The sequence below is a fragment of the Amycolatopsis sp. WQ 127309 genome, from assembly GCF_023023025.1.
Taxonomy (GTDB): domain Bacteria; phylum Actinomycetota; class Actinomycetes; order Mycobacteriales; family Pseudonocardiaceae; genus Amycolatopsis.
Genome location: NZ_CP095481.1, coordinates 7,038,853 through 7,056,984, shown reverse-complemented (window position 1 = coordinate 7,056,984; position 18,132 = coordinate 7,038,853). Strand labels below are relative to the sequence as shown.

Annotated in this window: 18 protein-coding genes; 5 read left to right on the top strand and 13 right to left on the bottom strand. The window is 69.1% G+C overall.

The features are described 5' to 3' along the window. Positions 1-69 precede the first annotated feature (69 nt). Both MUY22_RS31935 and MUY22_RS31930 read right to left on the bottom strand, forming a co-directional pair. Positions 70-912: a GNAT family N-acetyltransferase gene (locus MUY22_RS31935; RefSeq protein ID WP_247050812.1), complete on the bottom strand. Its 843-nt coding sequence runs from the start codon at positions 910-912 to the stop codon at positions 70-72. A gap of 555 nt (positions 913-1,467) precedes the next feature. Next, positions 1,468-2,031, bottom strand: a complete 564-nt coding sequence (locus MUY22_RS31930; protein WP_247050809.1) for a TetR/AcrR family transcriptional regulator — start codon at positions 2,029-2,031, stop codon at positions 1,468-1,470. Positions 2,032-2,308: 277 nt separating this feature from the next. Here MUY22_RS31930 and MUY22_RS31925 point away from each other — a divergent pair, with 277 nt between their 5' ends. After that, positions 2,309-3,745, top strand: coding sequence for an aldehyde dehydrogenase (locus MUY22_RS31925; protein WP_247064223.1), 1,437 nt, complete (start codon positions 2,309-2,311; stop codon positions 3,743-3,745). 15 nt (positions 3,746-3,760) lie between these two features. After that, positions 3,761-4,624, top strand: coding sequence for an MBL fold metallo-hydrolase (locus MUY22_RS31920; protein ID WP_247050807.1), 864 nt, complete (start codon positions 3,761-3,763; stop codon positions 4,622-4,624). An 80-nt stretch (positions 4,625-4,704) separates the two neighbouring features. Here MUY22_RS31920 and MUY22_RS31915 read toward each other — a convergent pair whose 3' ends face one another. After that, positions 4,705-5,169: a nuclear transport factor 2 family protein gene (locus MUY22_RS31915; RefSeq protein WP_247050805.1), complete on the bottom strand. Its 465-nt coding sequence runs from the start codon at positions 5,167-5,169 to the stop codon at positions 4,705-4,707. A gap of 165 nt (positions 5,170-5,334) precedes the next feature. Between MUY22_RS31915 and MUY22_RS31910 the strand changes: the two genes are divergently transcribed. Beyond that, complete coding sequence (locus tag MUY22_RS31910; RefSeq protein WP_247050804.1) at positions 5,335-5,991, top strand: TetR/AcrR family transcriptional regulator; 657 nt, start codon at positions 5,335-5,337, stop codon at positions 5,989-5,991. 14 nt (positions 5,992-6,005) lie between these two features. Here MUY22_RS31910 and MUY22_RS31905 read toward each other — a convergent pair whose 3' ends face one another. From MUY22_RS31905 to MUY22_RS31890, 4 genes are read right to left on the bottom strand one after another with little or no spacing between them, the layout of a single operon-like run. Continuing rightward, complete coding sequence (locus tag MUY22_RS31905) at positions 6,006-6,737, bottom strand: ABC transporter ATP-binding protein (RefSeq protein WP_247050802.1); 732 nt, start codon at positions 6,735-6,737, stop codon at positions 6,006-6,008. Further along, on the bottom strand, positions 6,737-8,560 hold the full coding sequence (locus MUY22_RS31900) for an ATP-binding cassette domain-containing protein (protein WP_247050800.1): 1,824 nt from the start codon (positions 8,558-8,560) through the stop codon (positions 6,737-6,739). The genes MUY22_RS31905 and MUY22_RS31900 overlap by 1 nt, the downstream gene beginning before the upstream one ends. Beyond that, entirely contained in the window at positions 8,557-9,441 is an 885-nt protein-coding gene (locus MUY22_RS31895; RefSeq protein ID WP_247050798.1) for a branched-chain amino acid ABC transporter permease, read from the bottom strand. The genes MUY22_RS31900 and MUY22_RS31895 overlap by 4 nt, the downstream gene beginning before the upstream one ends. After that, positions 9,441-10,667 carry an amino acid ABC transporter substrate-binding protein gene (locus MUY22_RS31890; RefSeq protein WP_247050796.1) on the bottom strand — a complete coding sequence of 409 codons (1,227 nt, stop codon included), beginning with the start codon at positions 10,665-10,667 and terminating at the stop codon, positions 9,441-9,443. The genes MUY22_RS31895 and MUY22_RS31890 overlap by 1 nt, the downstream gene beginning before the upstream one ends. 542 nt (positions 10,668-11,209) lie before the next feature. Here MUY22_RS31890 and MUY22_RS31885 point away from each other — a divergent pair. Next, positions 11,210-11,833: a hypothetical protein gene (locus MUY22_RS31885; RefSeq protein ID WP_247050794.1), complete on the top strand. Its 624-nt coding sequence runs from the start codon at positions 11,210-11,212 to the stop codon at positions 11,831-11,833. 101 nt (positions 11,834-11,934) lie between these two features. Here MUY22_RS31885 and MUY22_RS31880 read toward each other — a convergent pair whose 3' ends face one another. Both MUY22_RS31880 and MUY22_RS31875 read right to left on the bottom strand, forming a co-directional pair. Continuing rightward, entirely contained in the window at positions 11,935-12,819 is an 885-nt protein-coding gene (locus tag MUY22_RS31880; RefSeq protein WP_247050792.1) for an oxidoreductase, read from the bottom strand. Positions 12,820-12,999: 180 nt separating this feature from the next. Beyond that, on the bottom strand, positions 13,000-13,320 hold the full coding sequence (locus MUY22_RS31875) for an antibiotic biosynthesis monooxygenase (RefSeq protein ID WP_247050790.1): 321 nt from the start codon (positions 13,318-13,320) through the stop codon (positions 13,000-13,002). 180 nt (positions 13,321-13,500) lie between these two features. On the opposite strand from MUY22_RS31875, the gene MUY22_RS31870 reads away from it, so the two are divergent. Further along, entirely contained in the window at positions 13,501-13,977 is a 477-nt protein-coding gene (locus MUY22_RS31870) for an ester cyclase (RefSeq protein WP_247050788.1), read from the top strand. A 43-nt stretch (positions 13,978-14,020) separates the two neighbouring features. Here the strand turns inward: MUY22_RS31870 and MUY22_RS31865 are convergent, their stop codons facing one another. From MUY22_RS31865 to MUY22_RS31850, 4 genes are read right to left on the bottom strand one after another with little or no spacing between them, the layout of a single operon-like run. Beyond that, a complete protein-coding gene (locus MUY22_RS31865) occupies positions 14,021-15,091 on the bottom strand; it encodes an alkene reductase (RefSeq protein ID WP_247050786.1) in 1,071 nt (356 codons plus the stop codon). 46 nt (positions 15,092-15,137) lie between these two features. Continuing rightward, positions 15,138-15,899: an ATP-binding cassette domain-containing protein gene (locus tag MUY22_RS31860; RefSeq protein WP_247050784.1), complete on the bottom strand. Its 762-nt coding sequence runs from the start codon at positions 15,897-15,899 to the stop codon at positions 15,138-15,140. Next, positions 15,883-16,998 (bottom strand): ABC transporter permease, encoded by a 1,116-nt coding sequence (locus MUY22_RS31855; RefSeq protein ID WP_247050782.1) that lies wholly within the window; start codon positions 16,996-16,998, stop codon positions 15,883-15,885. Before MUY22_RS31855 ends, MUY22_RS31860 begins: the two co-directional genes overlap by 17 nt. Further along, entirely contained in the window at positions 16,995-17,975 is a 981-nt protein-coding gene (locus tag MUY22_RS31850; protein WP_247050781.1) for a sugar ABC transporter substrate-binding protein, read from the bottom strand. The genes MUY22_RS31855 and MUY22_RS31850 overlap by 4 nt, the downstream gene beginning before the upstream one ends. Positions 17,976-18,132 lie beyond the last annotated feature (157 nt).

Here is an 18,132-nt window from a genome sequence, read left to right as displayed (position 1 = left end):
GGCATAGCAGCCCGCTGAACAGGTATTGGACAGCAGAAGCTGCAAGAGTCAAAATGCCCTGCCGCGGCCTCACTCCTGCTCGGGGCGCCAGCTCCAGTTCCGCCGCTCGTACAGCCGCTCGAACCCCAGCCGGAGCATGTTGTGCAGAGAGGAGTTGTGCTCACCCGGCTGTTCGACACCGGTTTCCGCCACCAGCCAGCGACAGCCCAGCTTCTGCGCGAGGCGGGCCCGTGCGGCCAGCAGCGCCGTCTGGCCGCCGCGGCGGCGGGCCGCAGGCAGCACGGCGCCCCCGAACATCTGCGCCGTCTCGCCCCGCACGTACACCGTGCCCGTTCCGACGAGCTCCCCGTCGAGCCAGGCCGCGTGCGCGTGCCAGCCCGGGAGACCGACGGTCGCGGCCGCCATGTCCGGGTAGCTCTCCTCCGGCATCCCGAAGGCACGCATCATGGCCGACGCCCACATCCCGGCGTCACCGAGTTCGACCGGCGCCACGTCTAGCCTCGACAGCCCTTCCCCGGCGTCGGCCAAGGCGACCGCCTCGTCGACGTCGGCGACCAGCTTCACCCAGGACGAGCCTGCGGTCAGCCCGTGCCGGGCACGGACCTCCGCCCAGTCCGCGGGCAGGAGCGCCGGCGAGACCTGGAACACCGCACCGGCCACCCGCTGCTCGCGGTAGAACCGGCAGACGGCACCGATCAGCTCGTCGGTGATCGGCGCCGTGCACCCGAAGCCGAGCGCCTTGCTCCAGTAGCCGGTGACGTCGTGGCGCATCGCCATCGCCACTCCCCCTCCGATCCGCAGCGCGTCGATGCCCAGCACCGAGCGCACACTCTGCGGTGCCGCGGTTTCGAACCGGTATAACGCTTCCGCCTCGGACTGCTCCGCCGTCTCCGGTGAGATCACTGACTTCATCCGGCCACCTTCGCGCAGGGATCGCTTGCCCGCAATCTTCCTGTTGCCCGGGCAGGCCGTGTTCAGGACCTTGTAGCCCTCGCCGATCGCCGTGCCGCCAGTCTGCTTTCTGCGTGACGCCAGTACAGGAACGGCTTCTCGGCGATCACCAGCGTCTCGCCGACCGCTGTGCAGCGCGTGTTCGGGAAACTGTCGCCCGGCGCGCCGGGGTCCCGACGAACACCCTGATCCAGTTGGAGCCGGTCCAGCTGCCCATGGCGGATGCGGCTCGGCGAACAGCTTCGCGACCTGCCGGGTCCAAACTGGACGCTCAGGCGGAGCCCGGAGTCCGCCAGCGGGCACCCCGAGTGGCCCCCAGCCGGCCTGTCGGTCGGCTCGGCGCCGTTCCGCCCGAGATCGACTACACGGTCGACACGGGCCCGCGCCGGCGGAGCGCCCGCTCATCGGGGCAGGTCGTCGACGCCACACCTCGCCACTCCCCTGCAGGCCCACGGCGACGCCCGGCCGGGTCCCTCCGGCGTCGTCAACGCCGGCGGTCGTGCTTCCGGAAGCCGGTCAGCCGGCCAGCAGTGCGGTCACGGCGGCGGCGACCGCCTGCCTTTGCCGGGCGAAGTCCTCCCGGCTGTTCGGCCGCGCCGGCGGCGCCGCGGCATCCGTGGCCAAGTGGGAGAGGCCGAGAATCATGGCGAGCAGGTCATCGGCAGCGTAGGTCGTGGTAATGCGGCCCTCGGCCTGGGCTTGCCGGATCAGGGCGACCTTGTCCTGCTGCGCCGTCCTGATGGCCTCGGGCAGGGGCCGTTCGCCGTGCTCGAGCTGGTGCCAGACGGCGAGCCGGACCACCTCGGGGTGCTTGTCGTAGTAGTCGACCAGGGCGACCGCGTAACCGGGAAGATCATCCGGGGTGAACGGAATCGCTTCGACGAGCCGGACGGCCAACGTGCCGTAGACGGTGTCGAACAATTCGCTCTTGCCGATGAAGTAGCGGTAGAGCAGGGCGTTGTTCACCCCCGCCGAGGCCGTGATGCGTTCTACGCGCGCGCCGGCGATCCCGTAGGTGGAGAACTCGACGACGGAGGCGTCGAACAATTTGCGTCGGGTGTCCTCTGCACTGCGGGGCATCCTGCGAGTCTAAGTAAGTAACCTCCTACTTGACAATCTGAACGTCGCGGGTGCAGCCTTAAGTAGGTAGTTACCTACATCGACGGCGCGCACCCCGCACGATGCCGCTCGCGGCCGACGGTGCGAAGTCGGTGTGGGCACTCCCCCGCAGTGTCCGACCAGGACAGGTGAAGCCGGTCCAACGGCTCGCCGATCCTTCCCTGGCCGCTCGTCCATCACGTTCCCTGCGCCCACACCGGGACGGCCGTCCATCGGGCGCCTATCCGAGAGGTTTCTCATGATCGAGTTCGACAACCTGTACGTCGGTGGGCGATGGGTTTCCCCCGCCGGCGACGAGGTCCTGGAGGTCCGCTCGCCGCACGACGGCTCGCTGGTGGGGACGGCACCGCACGCCGCGCCCGCCGACGTCGACGCCGCTGTGGCCGCCGCACGCTGCGCGTTCGACGACGGGCCGTGGCCGCGGTTCAGCCCGCAGGAGCGCCTCGCCGTGGTGGAGCGGTTCGACAAGTTGTACGCGGCGCGCGCTGACGAGTTCGCGGCCCTGATCACGGCCGAGAACGGCTCTCCGCTGTGGTTCACCCGTTGGTTGTGCCGCACCGGGGTCCCGGAGCAGACGGCCGGGTACCTCCGGGCCGCCGCGTCCCTCGACTGGGACGAGCGCGTGGGTGCCACGGATAAGAGCCGCACGGTGGTGCGCCGGGCACCAGTGGGCGTGGTCGCCGCGGTGATCCCGTGGAACGCGCCCCACCAGTCGGCGCTGACGAAACTGGTGCCCGCACTGCTTGTCGGTTGCACGGTGGTCTTGAAGGCATCGCCGGAGACGGCCCTCGACGCACTGGCGCTCGCCGAGGTCTTCGACGCGGCCGGATTCCCCGAAGGCGTGGTAAGCATTGTGCCCGCAGGCCGGGAGACGAGCGAATACCTGGTTGCGCACCCCGGCGTGGACAAGATCGCGTTCACCGGTTCCACCGCGGCGGGCAGGCGCATCGCGTCGCTCGCGGGCGAGCAGCTCAAGAGGGTCAGCCTGGAGCTGGGTGGCAAGTCGGCGTCGATCATCCTCGAGGACGCCGACCTGGCGGTGGTCGTGGACGGCCTCAGGACGCTGTCGCTGGGAAACAACGCTGAAAGCTGTGTGGCTCACACTCGGATTCTCGCTCCGCGTGCCCGCTACGAAGAGGTCGTCGGTGCATTGAAGTCCATGATGGACGGACTGCGCGTCGGCGACCCCGCGGACCCGGAGACGTTCATCGGCCCCATGGTGCGCGCCGATCAGCAGGAACGGGTGCGTTCCTACATCGAACTCGGCATCGCCGAAGGCGCCCGGCTGGTCACCGGCGGCTTGGAGCGGCCGGCCGGGCTGGACGACGGGTACTACGTCCGGCCCACCCTGTTCGCCGACGTCGACAACACCATGCGGATCGCCCGGGAGGAGATCTTCGGCCCGGTACTGGTCGTCATCCCGTTCGACGACGAGGACGACGCCGTCCGCATCGCCAACGACTCGGAATACGGCCTCGGCGGCGGCGTGTGGTGCGCCGATCAAGAGCACGGCATGGCTCTCGCCCGCCGGATCCGGACCGGCACCGTGTCGGTCAACGGAGCTCCCCCCACCTTCGACGGCACCTTTGGTGGCTTCAAGAACAGCGGCATCGGCCGCGAACTCGGCGCCACCGGACTCGCCCAGTACGTCGAGTACCAGACCATCTCCGCCTGACCCCCAGGACGTCACATGTCATCCGCGCCCGCCCGTCGCGCCCAGATCACGCTGGGCGCCACGACCGTCACCTACCTGCCGGACGGATTTGCCGAACTCGACCCGGCGAAGCTGTTCCCGGCCGCCGACTGGACCGCGCACCCCGGTCACGTGGACAACGGGAAACTCGTCCTGTCGCTCGGCTCCTTCCTCATCCGCACGGCAGGCCGGAACATCCTCGTGGACCTCGGCGCGGGCGCGGTCGACCTGGACCACCCCACACTCGGCCGGCTGAAGAGCGGCGCGCTGCTCGAGCACCTCGCCGGCGAGGGGTTGTCCCGCGACGACGTCGATACCGTCGTCTACACCCACCTGCACCGCGACCACATCGGGTGGACCACCGGCGTCTCGCCGTTCGCGGGCACCCCCGCGAGGAACGCTGCCAACGCGCTCACATTCCACCGGGCCCAGCACCTGCTGTCGGAAGCCGAGTGGCGGCATTGGACCGAAGACCCGGAGCCGGGTGGCCCCTCCCCGGAACTCATCCTCGGACCACTCAAGGCCGCCATCCGGTTCGTCGACGACGGGGAGACCATCGCGCCGGGGGTGCGGGTGCTGGCCACGCCCGGCCACACACCGGGTCACCTCGCGATCGCCGTCGAGGACCCGTCGGGTCAGGCGACCGAGTCCGTGCTGATCGTCGGCGACGTCCTGCATTCCGCTGCCCAGATCAGCGACTCCGGCATGACCTTCGCAACCGACGTCGACCCGGCCCGAGCCCGGACGGCTCGCGACCGCGTGCTGGCACGACCGGACACGGTGCTGGCCGCCGGGCATTTCACCGGTACCGTGTTCGGCAACGTCGTCGGCGACGGCCACACCTGGGCGCGCTGCTGCTGATCCCCGCACGCTTTCGATCCACGGGCGGCACCGCCACACCGGGCGAGCACAACGGGAGACAGCCAAGAGGTGGTTTCCGCTCAACCGGCCCGCGCGACGTCGGCCAGCAGGTCAGCGTTGCCGGTGTGGTGCACCGGGATGAGACTCGCGGCCACCAGCCGCCAACCGCCGTCGGCGCGGGCCCACCGGTGCTGCCCCCGTGCATACAGGATCCAGGTGTTGATGCCCGGGTCGTCACCGAGCGCGGGGTGGTGGTGCAGCGCTTGCTCGTAGAAAGCGACCGTGGCCTCGTCGCCGTCAACGGTGACGACTTCGTTGCCGATCATGTGCTGGGTCAGGTGCACGGGCCCGAGCAGCTCACGCGCGGAGCGCAGCATGTCGTCGGCGGCGATCTCGCCCGCGCTCTTGTCGTTGACGCCGCCGAAGTCCACCTCGACACGATCGGCGTGCAGTCGCCGGTAGGTGTCCCAGTCGCGAGCGTCGGCCGCGCAGAAGTAGGCGTGGACGGCGTTGAGGACCTCTTGCCTGTCGTTCGGCTGATTCATCATCACTCCTGATACGGAAAAATCATTCCGCTTGTACTGTACCTCGATCCGGAAATACTTTTCCGCTTGATGTCGTGGACGTCACTGCTCACCGGGGCGGCGCCGCGCTACTGTGGCCCCATGGCGACACCCCTGCCTGAGCCCAGCGAACACGGGAGCTGCCCGGTGACCACCGACCGCCCCGCACCGGCCCGGCGGCTGCGCGCCGACGCCGAAGCCAACCTCGACCGCGTCCTGCGCGCGGCCGAGGACGTCTTCGCCGAACACGGCATCGAAGCCAGCATCGAACTGGTGGCCCAGCGTGCCGGCCTCGGCCTCGGCACGATCTACCGCCGCTTCGCCAACAAGGACGCGCTGATCGCGGAACTGGTCAACCGGCTGCTCACCGACGTCGTCGCCGTGGGCGAGCGGCACTTGGCCGACCCGGACGGCACCGGCGTGGCCGGCTACCTGATCGAGGTGTCCGGCTTGCTGGCCACGAGCCGCGGCGTGGTCGCCCGGCTGTGGAGCGACCCGTCCAGCAAAGACCTGATCGCGCGCTCACGCCGGGTCCAGCAGCAACTCGTCGACGAAGCGCGACGCCACGGCGCCGCCCGGGCGGACCTGACCGGAGAGGACCTGGCCGTCGCACTGTGGGCCGTCCACGGCATCCTGGACGTGACCCGGCACCTGCCCGTCAACGCCTGGCGCCGGCACCTGGACTTCGTCCTGGCCGGCCTCACCGACCAGCCGGCCACGGCGCCGCACCGGCCGCTGAGCGCGCGGAAGATGACGCAGATCATCCGGGCCACCCCACCTGCCTCCGGGGGCCGGAGGGACTGACCGGGCCCGGCCGGTCAGCCTGCGACCTCCCGTTTCGCGACCCCGCCGAAGTACATCTGGGCCAGATCCGGGTCGTCCAGGATCTCCTGCGCCGAGCCGGCGGTGACGACGCGGCCGCTCTCCATCACGATGCCGTGGGTGGCCATCTTCATGCCGAACCGCACGTTCTGCTCCACCACCAGGATCGTCTTCCCGGCCTCCCGCATGAGCCGCACGGAGTCGTGGACGCTGCGCAGCGCGTGCGGGTCCAGCCCGAGCGAGGGCTCGTCGAGCAGCAGCAGCGCCGGATCGAGCATCAGGGACCGGGCGAACTCGACCATCCGCCGCTGCCCGCCGGAGAGGTTGCCCGCCTTGTCCTCCGCACGGTCGGCGACGATCGGGAACAGCGCCGCGACTTCCTCGTAGCGCCGGCGGACCAGCGCGCGGTCCCGACGGATCAGGTAGCCGCCGAGCAGCACGTTCTCCCGGACCGTCAGGTTCACGAACAGCGCGTTCGCCTGCGGCACCTGGGAAACGCCCCGCCGCAGGATATCCGCGGGATCACGGCCGTGGATCGGTTCCCCGGCCACCGTGATCTCCCCGAGCCGCGGCGCGAGCAGCCCGCTCACCGTGCGCAGCACCGTGGACTTCCCGGCGCCGTTGGGACCGACGATGCAGGCGACCGACCGCTCGGCGACCTCGATGTCGATGCCTTGGAGGACGTCTCCGCCGCCGTAGCCGGCGACGACGTTGCGCAGCACCAGCATCAGCCCACTCCTTCCGTCTCCAGCTGGAAGTCCTCGCCGAGGTAGGCCTCGACGACTGCCGGGTCGGTCCGGATCTGCGCCGGCGTGCCCGACGCCATCGTGGCGCCGCGAGCGAGCACGTGGACCGGGTCGCACAGGCCGAGCACGAACGGCATGTTGTGCTCGACGATCAGCAATGTCTTGCCGCGCTCGTTGAGCGTCCGGAACATCTCGCCCATCCGCTCGATGAGCACCGGGTTGATCCCGCCGGCCGGTTCGTCGAGCAGGATCAGCTTCGGGTCCAGCATCAGCACCTGCGCCAGCTCGACGAGTTTCTGCTGGCCGTAGGACAGCGCGTGCGCCTTCTGGTCTCGGAACGCGCGCATCCCGGCGAACTCCAGCAGCTCGTCCGCGGCGGCGGCCTCCTTGCCACTCACGGCGATCCGGCCGAGGCCGCGCCAGGTGAACGAGCGTTGCGCGGCAACGACGTTCTCCAGCACGGTCATCTCACCGAACAGCCGGGTGGCCTGGAAGGTGCGGCCGATCCCGCGGTGCGCGCGCTCCCATGACGGCAGTCGCTCGATCCGCTCCCCCGCGAACGTGATCCGCCCGGCGTCGGCCCGGATCGTGTTGTCGATCAGATTGAACACGGTCGTCTTGCCCGACCCGTTCGGCCCGATCAGCCCGGTGATGCTGCCTTCGGGTACGACCAGCGAACAGCCGTCCACCGCGGTGATCCCGCCGAACCGCTTGACCAGCCCCGAGATCTCGAGCAACGGCGGTGCGTCCGCCCGGGGCGGCACGGGCCGGGCGGGTGGTTGCCGCATCTCGTCCACCGGCGTACCGGTGACGCCGATACGTGCGCCGACCAGCGCGGGTTGTTCCTTCGTGCGCCGCCGGTGCAGCAAGCGTTCGACGGTCGGCAGGATCCCCTGGGGCATGCCGATCACCACGGCGATCAGGAGCCCGCCGAACAGGAACAGCCGGGTGTTGCCGCCGCCGAAGTCGTTGTTGGCGATCTCGTTGAGCGGCTCGACGAGGAACGCGCCGAGCACCGGCCCCCACAGCGTGCCCCGCCCGCCCAGCAGCAGCGAAAGGACGACCTGCACGCTCAGGAGGATGCCGAACATGCCCCGGGGGTCGATGAAGGTCAGGTAGTAGCCGTAGACCGCGCCGGCCATGCCGACGAACACGCTGCTGGCGACGAACCCGATGATCTTCTGCACCGGCAGGTTGATCCCGATCGTCGCGGCCTTCGTCTCGTCGTCGCGGATGGCGATGAGCCCCATGCCGAGCTTCGTCCGGCGGATCCACCAGGTCAGCAGCAGCTGCGCGGCGAGGATCAGCGCGAGCACGTAGTAGAACGGCCAGTTGATGATGTCGCGGTCCCACGTGGGCAAGGGCAGCGTGATGCCCGCGGTACCGCCGGTGACGGCCGCCCAGTTGACCGCGATCACCTGCACCAGGAACAGGAACGCCACGGTGATGATGACGAACGACGGCCCGCGGGCACGCAGCGAGACCAGGCCGAGGACGAACGAGACGGCCACCGCGACCAGCCCCGCCACCGGCACCCACAACCACGGGGGCACGCTGTCGAAACGGGTCGCGAGCACGCCGATCGTGTAACCGCCGAGCCCGATGAACGCGCCCTGCCCAAGGGACACGTACCCGGCGAAGCCGGCGATGATGTTCAGCCCGCCGGCACCCACGGCGAACACCAGCGACAGGATGATCATGTTCTGGTAGTACGCGTCGTCGGAGACCACGGGGTAGACCAGCAGCAGGATCGCGGCGGCCAGGACCAGGAGCCGCCCGGTGAGCCGGGTCGTGCGCTCGCTCACGGGGACACCACGTCCTCACGCAACCGGGTGCCCAGCAGTCCCTGCGGCCGGACCAGCAGCACGACGAACACGATGGCGTAGGGCACCGCCGTGGCCCAGGACGGCGAAACGTAGGCCGCCGTCAGGGTTTCGGCCACCCCGAACACGGCGGCGCCGGCAATGGCGCCGGCGACGCTGCCCATCCCGCCGAGGACGACGATCGCGAGCAGGCGGGCGATCCACTGGTAGTGCGAGCCCGCGACGAACGGGTACATCACCCCCACGACCGCGCCGCCCGCCCCGGCCGTGGCGATGCCGAGGGCGAAGACCATCGCGGCCACCGCCTTCACCTTGATCCCGATCAGCTCGGCCCCGGCGGGATTGCCCGCCGCGGCGCGGATCGCCCGGCCGAGCCAGGTGCGGCCGAGCAGCAGGCCGAGCCCGGCGAGCACCAGGAGGGCCACGATCCCGCCGTAGACCTGGGTCTTCGGCAGGTACAGCCCGGCGAAGGTGAAAGACTCGTTCGCGTACGACGGGCGGATGGCCGTCGAGTCGTTGCCCCAGATCGTGCCCATCGCAGCTTCGAGCACCAGGGCCAGGCCGAAGGTGAGCAGCACGGTCGAGGCCATCGGGGCGGTGCGGATCGGCGCGATCGTCACCCTGTAGGTCAGCCAGCCGAGCCCGAACATGACGGGCGTCGTGATCAGGATGGCCAGCAAGGGGTCGATGCCGAGGCCCTGCCACACCGTGTAGGTCAGGAACGCGGCGAGCACCAGGAACGCACCCTGCGCGATGTTGATCACGCGCATGACCCCGAAGATCAGCGTGAGCCCGCCGGCCACCAGGGCGTAGACGCTGCCGAGGAGCAGACCGAGGATGAGGTCCTGGAGGAGCTGGGTCATCAGCCCCCCACCCCCGGTTTCCAGCCCTCGATGATCTTCTGCGCGGTCGCGACGTCCTCGGGGAGAACGAACTCGACCTTCCCCGACTGCCACTGCCCGATCAGGTACTGGCCCACCGGGCTGCCGTCGGCGTTCCAGCGCAGGTTGCCCAGGACGGTGTCGACCGGGTTGGCGCGCAGCCAGTCGGCCAGCTTGCCCTGGTCGCCGAGGCTGCCGACGCCCTTGACCGCGGCGGCCATGATCTGCCCGGCTGCGTAGGCGTCGCCGGCGTCCTCGGGCGGCTCGCCGCCGTACATCTTCTCGTAGGCGGCCACGAATTCCGCGTTGCCGGGGGTCTTGGCCTGCGGAGCGTGACTGATCGCGAAGGTGATGCCCTCGGTGTTCTTCGCGCCGATCGCGTCGGCGTACTGCTTGCCCAGCGACGGCGCGGTCGTCTGGAAGAGCCACTTCGGCTTGAGGTCCGCCTTGAGCATGGCGTTCACCAGCCCGACGCCGTCCTCGAAGAGCGCGCCGTGCACGACCAGGTCCGGCGCCTTTGCCTTCATCGCGCTCGCGATGGTGTCGAAGTTCTTCGTGTCGACGGCGTAGGTCTGCTGGTAGACGGTCTGGATGTCGGCAGCCTCCAGCGTCTTGCGCATGTTATCGACCAGCGGCGCCGCGAACGGGTCGTCCAGCGTCGGGTAGGCGGCGGTCTTGGGCCGCCGGTCGGCGGGCAGCTTCGCGAGCCAGTCTGCGAAGAGCGCGCCTTGCCGGTCCGAAACGGCTTGCTGACTGAAGAACAGGTACTTGAAGCCGCGGTTGAACATCTTCGGCGAGCCACCGGCCGGTTCGACGAAGAGCATGCGGTTGCGCTCGGCGACCGCGCTCGCCGGTAGGTTCAGCAGCGAGGAATAGGAACCGGCCAGCAGATCGGCCTTGTCCTGGCTGATGAGCGCGTTGTAGTCGGCGACGATCGTATTCTGGTTGGACGCGTCGTCCTTGACGACGAGCTCGACCTGACGGCCGAGGAGCCCGCCCTGGTCGTTGACCATCTTGGCCCAGACCCGGTAGCCCTGCTCAGCCGCCTTTCCCGACTGGGAGAACTCGCCGGTGAGCGGAAGCGAGGTGCCGACCTTGATCGGCCCGGATCCCGAGTCACCGGCGGAATGGCCGCACGCGGCCGTGAGCGACAAGCCGACAACCAGCGTCAGGGTGGGGAGTCGCCTGCGGAGAGAGAGCTTCGGCATCGTTGCCTCCATCACTGCAATCGGTTGCAGTGATGGAGGAGTTTTCTTGACCTGGGGTTATGTGTCAAGGACCACGACGACACCGACGTCCAGGCGTGCCCGTGTCACCACTCCTGCGGCCGCGCCGTTCGCACTGCTTCTTGAGCTGTCACTTCAAGTAGCCATGTGAGGTGAGACCGCCTCGCGAATACGGCATCCCCAGACTCCAGCGAAAGCAGCACGCGCAGGCAGTTTCGGCCTCCTTGAGCCAGCCCCCACCCATGTCGATTGTCACTTCTTGTGATCAACGACCACTTGTCGAACCAATGCCGGAACCTCTCGGCTGCCGGCGCGGCCGCCCATGCGCCGAGCCAGATCTCACGTCAAGTAGTCGAAGTAGCACCCCTTGTTGCCTAAAGGCTAGACAACGATCTGCAATCGATTGCAGTCAACTACGCCTGCCGTCGTCGTCACACTTCCACCTATCAGCTACTGTACGGAACACATATAGTCACTATATATGACCAGTATGCGGATCGACTGTTCAGCGACGGGGACGTGAGATGAGCCAGGAACTCCACCACGAAGCGGTTTTCGAGCGGGCGTGGACCGCACCCGGCACAACGCCGGTAGAGCTCCCACCGGTACGGGTCAACGACGTCCTGCACGAACGTTACGACGTGCGGCCGCCCTTCGCCTACACCGGCGCCCAGCTGTGGGACATGGAGGTGCGCAAGGCCGCGGCACCGGACGTCTACATCCCGACGGTCGTGAAGCCGGGCAGCGCCGAAAAGTTTCCGAGCGTGCGCCACGGCCGCTTCGAGGACTTCACCCGCGTGTCCGACCAGCGCCTGTGGGCCGACCCGGACCAGTACGCGACGATCATCGAGCACGTGCGCCTCGATCACGAAAACCGGCGCGCGTTCTTCCTCGGCGCCGAACGCTTCGAGGCACCCGACGGCCGCGTCTTCACCGCCGGCACCGGCCAGCCGCTCTTCCACGTCGAGCACTCCGTGGCCGGCCCCGAGGACGCCCCGCTCAACCTCTGGCGCATCGTCCACCTGACCGGTGAACCGGACCTCTCGCTGGTGGACGCTTTCGACGCGCTGGCGAACGACCGCTACCTGCGGGTGTTCATCGAAGTCCACCTGCGGAGGGATCTCGGGCGCGACCTCGTCCGCCGCTGACAGGATCGGACGCCGACCGCGGTCGCCGCCGGACCCACGAAGCGTCAGGCCCGGGAACCCCTCACGGCTCTCAGGTTCCCGGGCCTGACGTCGATCAGGACTCACCCCCAGGGCAGCCCACGCGCGTCCGTGCGCAGTGCATCCAGCCGTCGCAATGTCTCGGCGTCGAGGGTGAGTTCGGACGCGGCCACGTTGTCCTCGAGGTGCGAGACGGACGACGTGCCAGGGATGAGCAGCGTCACGGGCGAGTGTTGCAGCAGCCAGGCCAGCGCGAGCCGCGTGCTCGACACGCCCACGTCCCCGGCTATCTCGGCCAGCGCGGCTCCCTGCTCGGGCTTGAAGCCGCGAACCGGGAAGAACGGCACGAACGCGCTGCCCCGTTCCTCGCACTCGGCGAGCACGTCTTCGTCGCCTCGGCGAATCACGTTGTAGGCGTTCTGCACCGACAGCACGGGTGCGATCTTGCGCGCGACGGCGATCTGCCCCGCGCTGACGTTGCTCACCCCGAGGTGGCGAATCAGGCCCTCCTGCTGCAGCTCGGCCAGGACCGTGAACGGCTCGGTGATGTCGTCCGGCTCGAGCGTGTCCGTCATCCGGAGGTGCACGAGGTCGAGGACGGGCAAGTCCAGGCGCTCCAGGTTGTCGTGCACCGCCCGTACCAGCTGGTCGCGACCGAGCGCGGCGGGCCACGACTTGTCCGGCGCCCGGCTGCCTCCGACCTTGGTGACGAGGTGCAGCCCCTCCGGATAGGGGTGGAGTGTCTCCCGGATGAGCTGGTTGACCGTGTGCGGACCGTAGTAGTCGCTCGTGTCGATGTGGTTGATCCCGAGCTCGATCACCGCACGCAGCACGGCAGCCGCTTTCCCGGGGTCCTCCGGCGGGCCCCAGGCCATGGGACCGGCCAGCTGCATCGCGCCGAACCCGACCCGGGTGAGTTCCAGGTCGTCGGCCAGCCGGAGTGTGCCGGCCGTCCTGACAGAGGTCATGCTTCTTCCTTCCAATCCGAACTGCTTCTCCAGCTTCCGACACGCGCTGCTCCTGGTCATGCCGGCGGAGCGAAACCCACGACAACCGCCACGAACCGGGACGACGCCGGGACTTTCCGCCGCGGCTGCCCGGCAAGGAACCCGGATACCCCACGATCCCGGGCGCACCGCCGGGTCGGCTCAAGCCCCGCCGGCCATGGCTTCGCGATGGATGGTGTACAGGGCGGGCGTGGAGCCGAACTCCTGCCATTCCGGGCCTTGGCGCATGGCCCGGTACTCCTCGTCGTGCGCGGCGTCGAACAGCTCCTTCGACTCCCACCCGACGACGTTGACGAAGCGGTTGGCCGCCGCGTCGTCGATCGACTTGTGCAGCCGGTTCCACAAGTAGCCGGGCTTGTGCACCATGTAGGCGTCAATGCGGTTCCACAGCTCGATGAACGCCTCGTCCCGGCCGACGGGCACCTGGAAGCAGTTGATGAACACGAGGTTGGCTTGTTCCATGGGGTCAGCTCCTGATCTCGAGAGCGGCAGGCGACCGCCGGTTGCGGCGCTCCACCACCCCGTAATGAAAGTCCACAACGGACTGAAACGTCCCGGACGTCCACGATATCCGGGATCTATTGCCACGCTTGACATTACCGGGCACTATGAACCGGATCCGACGGAAGGGTAAAGGAATTCATGAGCACGAACCGCACCCCGCTGAGCGGCCTCGTCGAGACGCTCGCCGCGAGCGCCACCGAGTACACTGCCGAGGAGCAGCGGAACATCGAGATCTTCACCGAGTTCCGCAGCTCGGGAATGGAACGCAGGCGCGAGTTCACCACCGATGACTTCGTCCGCCACCAGCACGGCATCGTCCACATCGGAAAGCTCAACCCCGGTGGATCGCATGGCATGACGCCGGATTCCATCCCCGACCGCGTTGACGAGATCGTCGACGTGATCGCGAAAGGCGATCGGGTCTGGGCGCTGTGGTACGTCACGGGGACCCACGACGGCGACGTCTACGGGATAGCGGCGACGGGCAAGCCGGTGCGCATGCTGGAGCTCGGCGTCTGGCGGTTCGTCGACGGCAAGATGGCCGAAGCCTGGTTCTTCGCCGACGAACTGGGGTTGCTGGTCCAGCTCGGCAAGGTGACCGGCCCGGTGAGGTGAGGAGAGGAGGGCCGCGGCGCGGCCCTCCGTCTTCACGCGACACCTAGTCCTCGAGCGTAGGGTAGTCAATGTAGCCTTCATCGCCACCGCCGTAGAATGCCTCGGGTTTCGGCGTGTTGAACGGCCCGCCCGCGGCGAGCCGCGTTGGCAGATCCGGGTTCGCGAGGAACAGCGCCCCGTAGGAGATCATGTCGGTGGCACCCTGCTCGACCAGCGCCAGATCCTCGAGGCCGGTCGGCCGCGGTGCCGTCCTCGGATTGAGGATGAACACCCCCTCCCACTGTTTGCGCAGCCGCGCCACCAGATCGGTGTCGGGAGCCTCCGAGACCTCCAAGTAGGCGAGACCGATCCGCTTCAGCTCCGCGACGAGAGCCGGGTAGAGCTCGTCCGCCTCCGGATCCGCCATGTCGTTGAACGGGTTGCCAGGAGAGATCTGCACACCGACCCGATCGGCGCCGGCCACCGCGCCCACCGCCTCGGCCAGCTCGACCACGAACCGGATGCGGCGCGCCACATCGCCGCCCCACTCGTCGGTGCGACGGTTCACCGCGGACGACAAGAACTGGTGGGCGAGGAAGCCGTTGGCAGCGTGGATCTCCACGCCGTCGAACCCGGCCTCGACCAGGTTCGACGCAGCCGCGGAATAGTGGGCGACGGTGCGCGCGATGTCCGCGGAGGACATTTCCCGCGGCTGGACGCACGGCCTGATCCCCTCCGGCGTGAACACCTGGTGATCGGCGCGGACCGCGGACGGCGCCAGCGGAGGCCGGCCGTCGGCGAGGAAGAGCGGGTGGCCGATGCGGCCGGTGTGCATGAGCTGCCCGACGATGACTCCGCCCTCGGTGTGCACCGCGTCGGTGACCCGGCGCCACGCGGCGGTCTGCTGCTTCGTGTAGATCCCCGGGGTCGCAGGCTGGCCGCGGCTCTCCGGTGAGGGAAAGATCGCCTCGCTGATGATGAGTCCGGCGGACGCCCGCTGGCGGTAGTACGTCACCGTCGACGGCCCCGGGCACGCCTCCGGGCCCGCGGCGCGGGCCCGGCTCATCGGCGCCATCACGATCCGGCTCGCCAACCGGTGGCCCAGGAGCTCGATCGGGTCGAAAGCCGTCGGCATCAGTCATCTCCTCGTTCTGGGTGGTACGGGACCGTCTGCTTCACGGTCAGCACTGCGGTGCGCGGGACCCGGTGATCCACCCGACGACGTCGTCGCGCTCGACCTCGCGCCTGCGGACGTCGGCGACCTTCCGGCCCCGGTTGAGCACGACCATCCGGTCCGCGACCTCGAAGCACAGCGGCAGGTCGTGCGTCACGATGACGACCCCGACCTTGTCGGCCGCGACCCGCTGGATGAACCGCTCGACCTGACGCGACTGCTGGTACCCCAGCGCGGCGGTGGGCTCGTCCAGCAGCAGCACCCTGGCCTTGTCCACGCCGAGACGCACTGACGCGCGGGCCAGGGCGACGGCCTGGCGCTGGCCACCGGAGAGTGCTTCTACCGGCCGGCCGAGTGAGCCGACGTTCGAGACCTCGAGGACGTCGATCTGTTCCTGGGCGAGCCGGCGCATCGCCTTCCGGTCGACCATGCCGAGCCAGCCGGCCGGGCCGGAACGCCGCTTCTCGCGCCCGATCACGATGTTGGTGGCGATGTCCGCGGCGTCGAAGAGCGCGAGGTCCTGGTACACGATCTGCACACCCTTGCGGGCGGCGTCCCGGGGCCCCTGGAACTCGACCTGGTGGCCGTCGATGGAAATCGACCCGCTGTTCGGCTTGCGCGCACCTGCCATCACCGAAAGCAGCGTCGACTTGCCGGCGCCATTGTCACCGAGCAGGCCGACCACCTCACCGGGCCGCACGTCCACGGACACGGAACTGAGCGCCTGCACGGCGCCGAACCGCAGAGTGATGTCATTCAGCTGGAACATCCGCAGCACCTTTGCTGGATAGGTCGCGCCGCTGCGCGCGGCTACGTCGGGCATCCGGGCCGAACACGGCGAGCAGGTGACTGCTGAACCGATCGAAGGCGAGCGCGCCGACCAGCAGCACGCCGGTCGCGAGGGTGGCCCAGCTCGGATCGAGGCCCCGGATGATGAGACCGCTGTTGACCGTCGCGATGACGAGCGCACCGAACAGCACCCGCAGCAGGTGCCCGCGGCCGCCCGCGAACGAGATGCCCGACAGCGCTACCGCGGTCATCGCCTGGAAGAGCTGCCCGGTGTCCGGCGTGGGATTGGCCTGGCTGATCACGGCCGTGACGGTCAGCCCGCCGATTGCCGCGAACACACCCGAGAGCACCAGACCCAGCATGCGGTACTGCGGCACCCTCAGCCCGGCCCGGCGGGCACCGTCGGGGTTGCCGCCGACCGCCAGCAGGCGCGCCCCGATGAACGTCTTCGTCAACAGGAACCAGCCCAGCAGGAACACGACCGCGACCACGACCACCGGGGCAGGGATGCCCCAGTACCGGTCCAGACCCAGCCAGGCCAGCTCGGACGGCAGGTTCAGCACCACGGCCTGGTTGCCGGAGATGACGCTGGCGACGCCGCCGGTTACGGTCAGCATGCCGACCGTGGTGGCCAGCGCGTTGAGGCCCAGCTGGATCAGGACGGCGTTGACGAGGCCGACGACGGCACCGATCGCCACGGCGGCCATTACGACGACCACGACCGGGGTGCCAGCGGCGAGCAGCTGCGCTGCGACCATCCCGGCCAGCGCGGCCGTGCCGGGCACCGACAGGTCGAGCGCGCCCGAGAGCAGGCAGATTCCGATCGCCCCGCCGAACAACGCCGTCGTCGCCGCCGAATTGGCGACAAGACCGGCGTTGGCCGGCGTCAGGAAGCTGGGGCCGGCCCAGAACGCGAAGAAGGCGACGAGCGCGAGCCAGATGACGACGACGCCGCGAGAGCGGATGCCGGCCGCCAGCTGCTCGGCACCCGGCAGCTTCAGCCCGCGACCGGGCTGCTCAGGCCCGGGCGAGGTGCCGGTGGTCGAGGGTGAAGTGACGAGGTCGGCCGAGGAGTTCACGGCTTCGGCGTCCGGGTGGTCTTGATCGGCACGGTCAAGGTGCGCCCCGGCGCCGACGGGTTGGCGTGCATCGTCTTCACGAGATCCATCACCTGCTTCGAGTCCTGGCCGAAGTCGAACGACACACCTCCGTACAGCCGGCCGGCGTTGATCGCCGAAAGGGAGTCTCGACCGGTCGCACCGCCCACGATGCAGCTGCGCGCCGGGTTCTTGCCGCCCTGCTCGAACGCGTTGGCCGCGCCGACGGCGTTCGAGTCGTTGGTCGCGGCGACGGCGTTGGCGCCGGGCACGGCCTGCAACGCGGTGGACACCCCCTGCTGAGCGGCCACCTGGTTCGCGGGCGCCAGCGTCCGCGAGACGACCCCGCCGGCGGCGGTGATCGAATCGGTGATGGCCTTGTCGGTCTGCACGTCACCGGTCTGGCCCCGGGGGTCCTTCAGGTGCAGCACTGACCCCTGCGCTCCGGCGAGGCGGGTACGCAGGCACTCGCCGAGAAGCGAACCGACGGCTTTGCCGTAAGCGACGTAGTCCGTGACGTCGAAGGAAACACCTTCGAATGGTCCCTCGTAGCCCATGTTCCGCGGCTGCGTGTCGATCACCAAGGCGATGTGCGCCGCCTGCGCTTGCGCTACAAGCGGCTTGATCGCCGCCGGCGAAATCGCGATGACGACGATCGCGTCCACCTGCCGGAGCTGGATCCATTGCTGCAGCTGCGTCACCTGCGTCTGCACGTTCAGCTTCGGGTCCGCGACCTGGACGCTGAACCCGGCGGACTCCCCGGTCGCCTTCATCGCGTTCGCGACGTCCTGCAACGAGGTGAAGTCGAGGGTCAGCGGCGAGAACCCGACCCGGACGGGCGCCGGGCCGCTCCCGGCTCCCGCAGTCGTTCCGCCGCCGCACCCGGCCGCCGCGAGCAAGGCGGCCGCGGCCGCCCATCGTTGCCACCGCGACCTGGTGTGCCACCGCGTTGTGCGCATCACAGTTCTCCTCGCTTCGGAAACGTCGTGGTCGACGGGCTCAGAGGTTCGGCCGCCGAAGGCGGGATGCCGTCGGCGTGCTGTCGCCTTCCCGCTCTGCTCAGCCGCCGAGCAGATGCTCGGACAGGTAGCGCTTTCTGGCCGCTGAATGGACTCT